The sequence below is a fragment of the Micromonospora sp. NPDC003776 genome (assembly GCF_053605645.1).
Map to the genome: position 1 here is coordinate 1 of NZ_JBSGJR010000214.1, position 10,081 is coordinate 10,081.

At 71.7% G+C, this 10,081-nt stretch carries 10 protein-coding genes; 3 read left to right on the forward strand and 7 right to left on the reverse strand.

Annotated elements, in window-relative coordinates; all coding sequences use genetic code 11:
* Positions 1-844 precede the first annotated feature (844 nt).
* Positions 845-1,546, forward strand: a complete 702-nt coding sequence (locus ACWEVO_RS18530) for a hypothetical protein (RefSeq protein WP_452308765.1) — start codon at positions 845-847, stop codon at positions 1,544-1,546.
* A 168-nt stretch (positions 1,547-1,714) separates the two neighbouring features.
* Here ACWEVO_RS18530 and ACWEVO_RS18535 read toward each other — a convergent pair whose 3' ends face one another.
* The 5 genes from ACWEVO_RS18535 to ACWEVO_RS18555 all read right to left on the reverse strand — a co-directional run bounded on the left by ACWEVO_RS18535 (position 1,715) and on the right by ACWEVO_RS18555 (position 5,820).
* On the reverse strand, positions 1,715-2,494 hold the full coding sequence (locus tag ACWEVO_RS18535) for a MerR family transcriptional regulator (protein WP_452308766.1): 780 nt from the start codon (positions 2,492-2,494) through the stop codon (positions 1,715-1,717).
* Positions 2,495-2,540: 46 nt separating this feature from the next.
* The gene (locus tag ACWEVO_RS18540; RefSeq protein ID WP_452308767.1) at positions 2,541-3,302 is read right to left on the reverse strand and encodes an ABC transporter permease; all 762 of its coding nucleotides are present in this window, start codon (positions 3,300-3,302) and stop codon (positions 2,541-2,543) included.
* Entirely contained in the window at positions 3,299-4,096 is a 798-nt protein-coding gene (locus ACWEVO_RS18545) for an ABC transporter ATP-binding protein (protein WP_452308768.1), read from the reverse strand. Before ACWEVO_RS18545 ends, ACWEVO_RS18540 begins: the two co-directional genes overlap by 4 nt.
* A 57-nt stretch (positions 4,097-4,153) precedes the next feature.
* Positions 4,154-5,071 (reverse strand): aminoglycoside phosphotransferase family protein, encoded by a 918-nt coding sequence (locus tag ACWEVO_RS18550; RefSeq protein WP_452308773.1) that lies wholly within the window; start codon positions 5,069-5,071, stop codon positions 4,154-4,156.
* Between the two features lie 158 nt (positions 5,072-5,229).
* On the reverse strand, positions 5,230-5,820 hold the full coding sequence (locus ACWEVO_RS18555) for a TetR/AcrR family transcriptional regulator (protein WP_452308769.1): 591 nt from the start codon (positions 5,818-5,820) through the stop codon (positions 5,230-5,232).
* Positions 5,821-5,940: 120 nt separating this feature from the next.
* Here ACWEVO_RS18555 and ACWEVO_RS18560 point away from each other — a divergent pair, with 120 nt between their 5' ends.
* Positions 5,941-6,849 (forward strand): SDR family oxidoreductase, encoded by a 909-nt coding sequence (locus ACWEVO_RS18560; protein ID WP_452308770.1) that lies wholly within the window; start codon positions 5,941-5,943, stop codon positions 6,847-6,849.
* 97 nt (positions 6,850-6,946) lie between these two features.
* Here the strand turns inward: ACWEVO_RS18560 and ACWEVO_RS18565 are convergent, their stop codons facing one another.
* Positions 6,947-7,738 carry an SDR family oxidoreductase gene (locus ACWEVO_RS18565; protein ID WP_452308771.1) on the reverse strand — a complete coding sequence of 264 codons (792 nt, stop codon included), beginning with the start codon at positions 7,736-7,738 and terminating at the stop codon, positions 6,947-6,949.
* A complete protein-coding gene (locus tag ACWEVO_RS18570) occupies positions 7,735-8,721 on the reverse strand; it encodes an LLM class F420-dependent oxidoreductase (protein ID WP_452308774.1) in 987 nt (328 codons plus the stop codon). The genes ACWEVO_RS18565 and ACWEVO_RS18570 overlap by 4 nt, the downstream gene beginning before the upstream one ends.
* Before the next feature lie 159 nt (positions 8,722-8,880).
* Here ACWEVO_RS18570 and ACWEVO_RS18575 point away from each other — a divergent pair.
* Positions 8,881-10,081: low temperature requirement protein A (locus ACWEVO_RS18575; protein WP_452308772.1), on the forward strand; the 1,201-nt coding region annotated here is incomplete at its 3' end.

A 10,081-nucleotide genomic window follows, 5' to 3' on the forward strand; every position in this document is an offset into this window, starting at 1 on the left:
CCGGGGGTTGCGCCGGGACGCCCGCCGCGCCGGGCCCGGCCTGTCCGGCCCAGACAGCGCCCAGCCGAGCGCCAACTGGTCCAGCTTCTCCGGCGGGCCACCGAGCGACGTCAACTGAAGCCGACGCGCCGACGGCGGCCGGCCGCGTGGTGGCTCTTGCCGGCTGGGCTCCGTGGGGTCGTGATGGCCTAGGGAGCGGCGATGGGCGCGGCCGCCGGCTTCCAGCCGGCGCCATCGTCGGCACCGAACGGGGTGCGCAGCCGGGCCATCGCAGCCGGGCTTACGTCGACGGCAGGCGAGGGGCCGGAAGGCGCATCTGCTACCGGTGCTTCACGGAACGGGCTTGAGTCGTGCGCGGTCACATCAGTCAACAGTTGCTCCAAGGTTTGCGCGACTACGCGCCACTCACCCGCTCGCCTACGACAGCCGGGTGCGGTAGATGAGCGGGGGTGGATCCAGCCGCTCGCCGGAGCGACGTCGGTCCGTTTTCGCTCCGCCCGCCAAACCCTAACGCAAAACGACCATGGTGTACCGGTTGGGCCGGCCCGCGGGCAAAATGATCAGGACTTCACCGGTTCCCACCACGGCCTGCGACCCGCTGCGGACGACGGAAGCACCGGGCATGGGCGCCACCATGAACACCTGCCTGTGCCAGCAGGCATGCTGAGGCCAGCTTTCAACCTTTGTGGCACTGCAGCCCGCGTACCGGCTACGTTCCCGGGCGTAGCTCAGGTGTCGCTTCCGGCGGGATGGCCAGTAGCCGTCCGGCAAGAAACATCCCTTTCGGATCGGTGTGGGCACGACAGGCGCTGTGCCTGGTCCCTACCTCGAAAGGAATGACACCATGGCGACTCGCAGCAATCGACGATGGGGTTGGTGGGGCATCCTCTTCGCGCTCGCCTTCATCGCCAGCATCGCCGCCGGCAACGCCCTTCTTTCAGGGAAAGCCCTCTACCTTCCTGACGCGTCGGCGGCCGACTTACGCACCTTCTACCAGCACAACGCGACGGCGGTGCTCGTCCAGTCGGCGTTGCAGGCGCTGGCGGCCGTCGCCCTGTACCGGTTCGGCCGCGGGCTGGAGACTGCCCTACAGCCGACCGCCGGGCCACGCGCAGCCGCGGGCATGGCTGCCGGGACTGCCGTGGCGTCCGGCTTCCTGTTCCTCTCGGTCGCCTGCTCACTGCTGCTCGCGGCGATCGCGAAGCAGGCCGACGACCCGATCGTCACCGGGGTCGGAAAGGCCACCCTGCTGTCCGGCGGCGTCCTGCATCTCATCGGCCTCGCCCTGCTCGTCGCCGCGTCCTCCGTCGTCGCCCTGCGTTCCGCTACGCGCACCCGCTGGGTGTTCCACTACGGCCGGATCATCGGGCCGCTGCTGGCGTTGTCGGTCATCTCGATCGCCTGGCCCCCGTTCGTGAAGGCGGAAGTCCTGTGGCGGCTGCTCGCCATCGTCTGGATCGGCGGTGTGGCAGTAGCCGTTCTGCGCGGCCGGATCGGCGGCGAGCACATCGCCCGACCGAGCCGTGTGGTGGAAGCCTCGGCATGATCGGGCGGGCTCGCACCGGGGCTGGCGACGTTGGTCCTCGTCCGATCAGCTCAGCCCGGCACAGAGGTCCGTCCGGCTCGCAGGGGGGCTGCCGTCGGCTGCATCGACTTACGCCGCTGACGGCTGGCGGGCAATCGGGCGGCGCCAGCTGAAGCCGCGCCCGGGAGGTCAGCCGCGACGCTCGGGCAGCCGCTCCATCCGGTTCCACCCGGACCAGCCGCGCTCGCGCATCAGGTCCTGCAGCCGCAACGCTCGGGGGTCGGACTCGACGGCGAGGGCGTCCAGGAGGTCGAACGACAGGTCTTCGTGGTCCGCCTCGTCGAAGTTGGCCTCCCCGGCGGCGTGTGCCTGCTCGGCCAGACCGGCCATGATGTCGGCGGCCTCCACCAGGCGCGGGTCGTCGCCCGCGTCGCTTTCGAAGACCTCGGACAGGAGCCGGTAGAGCCGGACGATCCGCGGGTCGTGCAGCTGCGCGAGTTTCCCGGGAATGAACTCGCGGACGCGGTCGGGCCAGCGCGCCGCGAGCAGGATCCACCCGTCCCGTTCACCCTGCAGCATCCGCTCCGACACCCCGAGGTCCCGAAGCCGATCAAGGTAGGTGATCACCTCCGGCGGGAGTGCCAGGCTGTCGCCGGCAGTCAGCTGCGCGATCTGCTTGCGGCTGGTCTCCAGCCGTTCGATCTCGTCGCGCAGCTGACTGTCGATCCGCTGGACCGCGTCGGCGAAGGTCGACGCGTCGGCCTCCAGCATCTGCCCGATCTCGGACAGCGGCACACCGGCGTTGGCGAGGGTGCGGATCCTGATGAGGGACACCACCGCGGTGGCGCCATACCGCCGGTAGCCGGAGGCGTCCCGCTCCGGCTCGGGCAGCAGCCCGATCTGGTGGTAGTGCCGCACCGCCCGCACGGTGACGCCGGCATACGCCGCCAGTTGACCGATCGTCAGCATGCTCTGATCCTGCACTCGACGCGCCACGGCCCGGCCGACGCCCTCCTCAGGAGATCTTCCGACGGTAGGAGATGGTGGCGAAGATGTAGGCGACGACGAGGACGCCGACGCACCAGGCGAGAGCGATCCAGATGTCGCTGCCGACCGGCTGCTCGGTGAACAGGTCGCGGATCGTGTTGACGATGGAGGTCACCGGCTGGTGCTCGGCGAAGGCGCGCACCGGGCCGGGCATGGTGCCGGTGGGCACGAAGGCCGAGCTGACGAACGGCAGGAAGATGAGCGGGTAGGAGAAGGCGCTCGCCCCGTCCACCGATTTCGCGGTGAGGCCGGGGATCACGGCGATCCAGGTCAGCGCCAGGGTGAACAGGATCAGAATGCCGGCGACCCCGAGCCACCCCAGCACGCCCAGCCCCGTGCGGAACCCCATGACCAGGGCGACGAGGACAACGACCACGAGCGAGATCAGGTTGGCCACCAGCGAGGTCAGGACGTGCGCCCACAGCACGGCGGGGCGGGCGATCGGCATGGACTGGAGCCGTTCGAAGATGCCGCGCTGCATGTCCAGGAAGAGCCGGAAGGCGGTGTAGGAGATACCCGAGGCGATCGTGATGAGCAGGATGCCGGGCAGCAGGTAGTTCACGTACGAGTCGGACCCGGTCTGGATCGCGCCGCCGAAGACGTAGACGAACAGCAGCATGAAGGCGATCGGCATGATCGCGGTCGTGATGATGGTGTCCGGGCTGCGGCTGATGTGCCGCAGCGAACGTCCCAGGAGCACGGCGGTGTCGCCGAGGAAGTGCTTGTTCATCGCTGTACCTTGTCCGTTCTGGCGCCTACGAGAGTCAGGAAGATGTCCTCGAGAGTCGGCTGCTTCTCCACGTACTCGACCTCGGCGGGTGGGAGGAGCTGCTTGAGCTCGTTGAGGGTGCCGTTGACGATGATCCGACCCTCGTGCAGGATCGCGATCCGGTCGGCGAGCTGTTCGGCCTCGTCGAGGTACTGGGTGGTGAGCAGCACCGTCGTGCCGCCCGCGGCGAGTTCCTTGACCGCCTGCCACACCTCGATGCGGGCCTCCGGGTCCAGGCCGGTCGTCGGCTCGTCGAGGAAGATGACCGGCGGGTTCCCGATGAGACTCATCGCGATGTCCAAGCGCCGGCGCATGCCACCGGAGTACGTGGCCACCCGCCGGCCACCCGCCTCGGTCAGCGAGAAGCGTCGCAGCAGGTCGTCCGCGATCGCGCCGGGGTTCTTCAGGTGGCGCAGCCGGGCGACCAGGACGAGGTTCTCCCGACCGGTGAGGATCTCGTCGACCGCGGCGAACTGCCCGGTGAGACTGATGGACCGGCGTACGTCGGCGGCCTGGGTCGCGACATCGAGCCCGTTGACCCGGGCCGTCCCGGCGTCGGCCTTGAGCAGCGTGGAGAGGATCTTCACCAGGGTGGTCTTGCCGGCGCCGTTCGAGCCGAGCAGGGCGAAGACGCTGCCCCGCGCCACGTCGAGGTCGACGCCGCGCAGCACCCGCAACTCCTTGTACGACTTCTCCAGGCCCTGCACCTGGATCGCGGGCCCGGGGACCCCGTCGGTGGTGGGGGAAGTGTTCATGCCGGCCAGCATGGAGGGTTGACGCTGCGTCAGGGTCAAGCCCCAGGGGCGGATTCGCTACCTTGCTGGCCGTCCCAGGGCGGGAGACACGTCGGCCGTGATCCGGGCCAGGGTCCGCCGCCCCAGCCGGCTCATCGCCGGATTGCTCTCCACGTAGTACCAGACCAGCCCCATCGCCTGCACGAACGCCCACGCCTTGCCGCGTTCCCATTCGAGGTCGTCGCAGCCGAGGTCGGCGCGGAGCACCTGCCGCGGGCCGGCGTCGAGCAGGTGCCAGGCCCCCACGAGATCCAGTGCCGGGTCGGCCGGTCCCAGGCCGCCGGCGTCCAGGACCCCGGCCAGGCGACCCCCGGCCACAAGGACGTTGCCGGGAATGAGGTCACCGTGGTTCATCACGTCCCCGGTCGCGCCGCGCGGCAGGTCCCGCAGCACCGCCCACATCCGGCGCAGCCGCGGTACGTCCAGGAGCCGCTCGCTGTGGTCGAAGCAGGTCGCCATCCACTCGTCGTGGCTGCGCAGGTCACCACCGCGGCCCGCGCCGGCGAAGGTGCGGCCGCGGGTGTCGATGGCGCGTACCTCGGTGATGAACTCGGCCAGGTCGTGCGCGAACGCGACCGACTCGGCCGGGTCGTCGTCGGACGCCACCACCCCCGGCAGCCAGGTCTGCACCGACCAGGGCAGCGGGTAGCCGGGCCCGGGTTCGCCGAGGGCGACCGGCTCGGGCGTGGGGAAGCGGGTGTGACCGGCCAGCTCGCGGGCGGCCGCCGCCTCGGCCGCCAGCCACCGCCGCGCCGAATCGGCGTCGCAAGGCTGCAGGGGGAACCGGGCCCCGAGGCGGTCGCCGATGCGGAAGATGGCGTTGACCGTCCCGTCGGACGGGACGCGCCGAATCGGCAGGTCCCGCCACTGCGGGAACTGCTCGTCCACGAGCGCCCGTACGGTCTCGACCGACACGGTCAGCTGGTTGGCATGCATCTGCACGGCGGGCAGCTTCTTGCATCCCGGGCCACAGCCGCAACCTGCTTTCCGTCAGACAGGTCGCCGAGAGCCGTGGCGATCGGCCGGGCGGCGGCACCTTGGCCCGCGGCGCGGATCGATGTCCGGCCAGAGCCGGTCCATGAGGGTGCGCCTGGTCAGCGGTGACCGTGATCGGGGTGTGGCCCTGGGGTCGACGTGACCGCGCGCAGCTCGGTGGCCACCTCGGCGATCAGGTTGGTGAGTGGGGTGTCGGTGCCGGGGGCGAGCCAGCGGGCGAACGCCAGCCGGAAGACGGTGACGCCGGACTCGGTGGCGAGGGTGGCCGTGGTGTCGTCGACGCCCTTGGCGCGCAGGGCGGCGGCGATCGCGGCCGCCAGCGAGCGCATCTTGTGCAGCTCGCGCTCCTGCAGTTCGGGGCTGCTGTCGATGATGTTCTGGCGCACCCGAGCCAGGTCGAGGCGGTCGGCGAAGATCTCTTCCGCCGTCCGGCGGAAGGCGGCGAGGACGGTGTCGAAGGGGGCGGCGTCCGTTTCTGCGACGGACTTGACCAGGGCCGCTTCCAACAGTTCGCCGCCGCTGAACAGCGCCTCGCGTTTGTCGCCGAAGAGTCGGTAGAAGGTGCGTTTGTCGAGGCCGGCGCGGGCGGCGATGTCGGTGACCGTGGTCTGGTCGAAGCCGCGCTCGCGGAACAGCTCGAAGGCGGCCGCCTCCAGGCGGCCGCGCGCGTCCGGTTGCCAGCGGGCCATGCGGACGATGGTATCCGATGTCACAGTGCGACATCCGCCTCGACGGAGGCATGTCACACGGCGACATCGGGGTGTACGGTGATGTCGCAGAGTGACATCACTCCTCGGGAAGGAACCACCATGCGCGTATTCGTCACCGGCGCCTCCGGCCACCTGGGCTCCGCGGTCCTGCCGGAACTGCTCTCCGCCGGACACCAGGTCGTCGGCCTGGCCCGCTCCGACGCCTCCGCCGCCGCAATCGAGAAGCTCGGCGCCCAGCCGCGCCGCGGCGACCTCTCCGACCTCGACATGCTGCGCGCGGAAGCGGCCGCCTCCGACGGGGTGATCCACCTGGCGTTCCGCCACGACCTCATGATCAGCGGCGACATGGCCGGCGCCGCCGAAGCCGACCTGACTGCCCTCAAGGCACTCGCCGACGGCCTGGAAGGCTCCGGCAAGCCCCTGGTCGGCACGAGCGGGACCGCCATGCTCGTATCCGGCGGCGTCGTCGGCCGCCCCGGCACCGAGCGGGACATCTTCCCCAGCGGCTACCGGATCGACGCGGAGAACTTCGTGGCCGACCTCGCCTCCCGCGGCGTGCGCACCTCGATCGTCCGGCTCACCCCCACGGTGCACAGCTCGCTCGACCACCACGGCTTCATCAACGCCATCGTCGCCGCCGCCCGACGGAACGGGTACGCCGCATACGTCGGCGAGGGCGCCAACCGGTGGCCGGCCGTGCACACGCTCGACGCGGCCCGCCTCTACCGACTCGCCCTCGAGAAGGCACCCGCCGGCTCGCGCCTGCACGCAGTCGCCGAGGAAGGAGTCCCCTTCAAGCACATCGCCACCGCCATCGGCCGCAACCTCGGCATCCCGGTCCGAAGCATCAGCCCCGACGAGGCGGCCAACTACTTCGGCTTCCTCGGGCCATTCACCCAGATGGACAATCCAGCGTCGTCCGCGATCACCCGCGAACTGCTCGACTGGATCCCGACCCACCCCGGCCTGATCGCCGACCTCGACGAAGGACACTACTTCCGGGCCTGAACCACCAACGGCGGCCGGCGGCGCTTCCCGGGACAGGGCTCGCTGGCGCGGCTTCCCGCTACACCCCGAATCTGGAAGCCGGTAGCCGGTGCGACACTCAGGCGCGCAGCTTACGGACCAGCTTGCGCAGCCCGGCCTGCCAGCCGTCCGGGTCCTCGGCCCGCCGGCGGGCGTAGGTGGCGACCTCCGGGTGCGGCAGGATCAGGAACCGCTCCTCGGCCAGCCCGGCGATGGTGGCGTCGGCCACCTCGTCGGGGCTGAGCACCGCGCCGGAGGCGGCGATCACCCGGGCGCCCAAGTGCCCCGCGGCGAGCCCGTCAGCCAGCATCGGAGTGTCCACGCCCTGCGGGCACAGCGCGCTGACCCGGATGCCCGCGTCCCGGTAGGTGATGGCGAGCCACTCGGCGAAGCCAACCGCCGCGTGCTTCGTGGCGGTGTACGGGGCGTCGCCCACCGCGGTCAGCACCCCGGCCGCGGAGCAGGTGAACAGCAGGTAGCCCTGGCCGCGGCGCAGCATCGCCGGCAGCACCGCCCGGGCGGTGTGCACGTGGGCCAGCACGTTGACCTGCCAGGCCCGCTCCCAGTCGGCGTCAGGCGCGTCCACTCCCCCGCCGGTGGCCACACCGGCGTTGGCGCAGAACAGGTCGATCCGCCCGTACCGGCGCTCGGTCTCGTCGACCAGCGCGCGGACCTGCGCCGCGTCGGTGACGTCCACGCCGACGGCGTGGGCGACCGGCCCGATCCGCTCGGCCACCGCACCGGCGGCGTCGGCGTCCAGATCGGCGAGGACGACCACGGCGGCGCCCTCGGCGGCGAACCGGCGGCCGAGCGCCGACCCGATGCCGCCGGCCCCGCCGGTGATCACGGCCACCCGGTCGGTCAGGTTCATCGCCGCGCCCCTTCCCCGCCGTCGGGCCCGAGCCGGGGAATCAGCGCAGCCAGGGCCGCCGCGCCGCCGGCGGTCAGCTCCGGGGTGGGCAGCAGCGCCAGCACCGGTACGTCCACCCCCGCCTCGGCGTACCGGCGGACCTGGGCGACGCACCGCTCGGGCGGGCCGTGCAGCACCAGCGCGTCGACCACCTCGTCCGGCACGGCCGCCGAGGCGCCCCGCCGGTCCCCGGCCGACCACGCCTCCCACATCGGGCCCAGCAGCGCCTCGCGCCCCAGCCAGCGATGGAAGGCCGCGTACGCGGGCACGGTGAGGTAGCCGGTGATCAGCCGCCGGCCCAACGCCCGGGCGTACGCGGCGTCCTCGGTGGGGCAGACGAAGATCCGGGCGGCGACCTCGAAGCCGGGACGGCGCTCGCCCAGTTCGGCGAGGGTGGTGGGCACGTCGTCGGCGGAGAGCCAGTTGAGGATCACCCCGTCGGCCTCCGCGGCGGCGAGCCGCAGCATGCCCGGGCGCAGCGCGGCCAGCAGCACCGGCGGGGGCACGGCCGGCGGGCGTTCCAGGGTGAACCGGCGCACGGTGAAGGTGTCGTACACCTCGTCGACGGTCTCCCCGCGCAGCGCCGCGCGCAGGAAGCGCAGCACATCCCGGGTGCGCTTGAACGGCTCGTCGAAGCGCACCGCGTTCCAGTCCCGCACCAGCACCGGCGAGGACGCGCCGATGCCGAGCGCGAAGCGGCCCGGGGCGGCCTCGGCGAGCGCGGCCGCGCTCATCGCGAGCAGTCCCGGGCCGCGGGTGAAGACCGGGGTGATCGCGGTGCCGAGGCGCAGCCGCGGCTGCCAGGCCGCGGCCAGCGCCAAGGGGGTGAACGCGTCGGCGCCGGCCACCTCGGAGGACCAGACGTCGGTGAAGCCGACCCCGTCGAGGGCCGCGTAGACGGCGGCGTGGTCGGCGAGCGGGATGCCGCCGAGCGGCACCGTCATGCCCCATCGGTTCGTCACCGGTCGATCGTGCCCGCCCGGCGTCACCCGGGGCAAGATCCCGATCGGCACGGACGGGGGCGATACACGCGTTACCTGCCGACCCGCCCGGAAAGAGTGTTACGACTGCCAGGTGGGCTGGACCGAGGCGCGGAGGCGACCGTGAAGACGCCCGAGCCGGCCGTTCTGCTGCCCGGAAAGGAGGGAGGCCGAGCCACCTTCCTGGAGCTCTTCTTCGACCTCGTCTACGTGTTCGCGCTCACCCGCATCGGCGCCCGCGCCTTCGAGGACCTGGCCATCGAACCCCGCTCGAACTGGTGGCAGGCGGTCACCGGCGGCGGCAAGACCCTGCTGCTGCTGCTCGCGCTCTGGGCGCTCTGGCAGGGCACCGCGTGGACCACCAGCCGGTACGACCCCCGCCACATCTGGCTGCAGACCGTCGTGATCATCGCGGTGATCTGCAGCATCGTGATGGGAGTGGCGATCCCCCGCGCCTTCAGCACCACCGGCCTAGCCTTCGCCCTCGCCTACGTGGTGGCCCAGGTGAGCCGCCCGGCGATCCTGCTGGCGGCGATCGGCCAGCACCAGTACCGCCCGCTGAAACGGCGCATGCTGATCACCTTCAGCGTGACCGGCGTCCTCTGGATCACGGGCGCCCTCCTGCCCACCAATCCCCGGGTGGTGCTCTGGAGCGCCGCCTTGGGCCTGGAGTACCTCGCCCAACGGTTCGGCTGGCCGATACCGGGCCTGGGCCGCTCCACCACCTCCCGCTGGGACATTCACGGGGAGCACCTGGCCGAGCGGTACCAGCAGTTCTTCCTCGTCGCACTCGGCGAGACGATCCTGGTCGCCGGGCTGACCTACAGCAAGGATCCGGCCAGCGCGACCAGGACCGGCGCCTTCGCGGCCGCGGTGGTCACCTCGGTGCTGCTGTGGCGCATCTACGTGCAGCGCGCCGGGCAGATCCTCGCCGAGGCGGTCACCAAGGCCGCCCACCCCGCCACCATCGGCCGCTCCGCCGCCGACACCCACCTGGTGATGGTGATCGGCGTGGTCGCCACCGCGATCGGCTACGAACTGGTCAGCGAACACCCGACCGGACACAACGAGGTCAGCTGGACCGCCATGATCCTCGGCGGTCCCGCGCTCTTCCTGGCCGGCCGGGCCCGCTTCGAGTACGAGGTCTTCGGCCGGGTGTCGCCGTCCCGGTGGGTGGCCATGGCGGTCCTGCTCGCACTGGCGCCGCTGCTGTTCCACGTGGCACCGCTGTTCTCGGCCGTCGCCGCCACGCTGGTGCTGCTCGCCGTGGCGATCGCCGACGCCCGCCGCGCCTGGGGCCGCCCGCCCGAGCCGGCCGCCCCGC

Excerpts from the sequence above, each read along its gene's own strand:
- ACWEVO_RS18560 (WP_452308770.1), top strand. The coding sequence starts at position 5,941 with ATGCGCGTATTCGTCACCGGCGCCTCCGGCCACCTGGGCTCCGCGGTC.
- ACWEVO_RS18555 (WP_452308769.1), bottom strand. The coding sequence starts at position 5,820 with ATGGCCCGCTGGCAACCGGACGCGCGCGGCCGCCTGGAGGCGGCCGCC.
- ACWEVO_RS18545 (WP_452308768.1), bottom strand. The coding sequence starts at position 4,096 with ATGAACACTTCCCCCACCACCGACGGGGTCCCCGGGCCCGCGATCCAG.
- ACWEVO_RS18530 (WP_452308765.1), top strand. The coding sequence starts at position 845 with ATGGCGACTCGCAGCAATCGACGATGGGGTTGGTGGGGCATCCTCTTC.
- ACWEVO_RS18550 (WP_452308773.1), bottom strand. The coding sequence starts at position 5,071 with ATGCATGCCAACCAGCTGACCGTGTCGGTCGAGACCGTACGGGCGCTC.
- ACWEVO_RS18540 (WP_452308767.1), bottom strand. The coding sequence starts at position 3,302 with ATGAACAAGCACTTCCTCGGCGACACCGCCGTGCTCCTGGGACGTTCG.
- ACWEVO_RS18565 (WP_452308771.1), bottom strand. The coding sequence starts at position 7,738 with ATGAACCTGACCGACCGGGTGGCCGTGATCACCGGCGGGGCCGGCGGC.
- ACWEVO_RS18535 (WP_452308766.1), bottom strand. The coding sequence starts at position 2,494 with ATGCTGACGATCGGTCAACTGGCGGCGTATGCCGGCGTCACCGTGCGG.
- ACWEVO_RS18570 (WP_452308774.1), bottom strand. The coding sequence starts at position 8,721 with ATGACGGTGCCGCTCGGCGGCATCCCGCTCGCCGACCACGCCGCCGTC.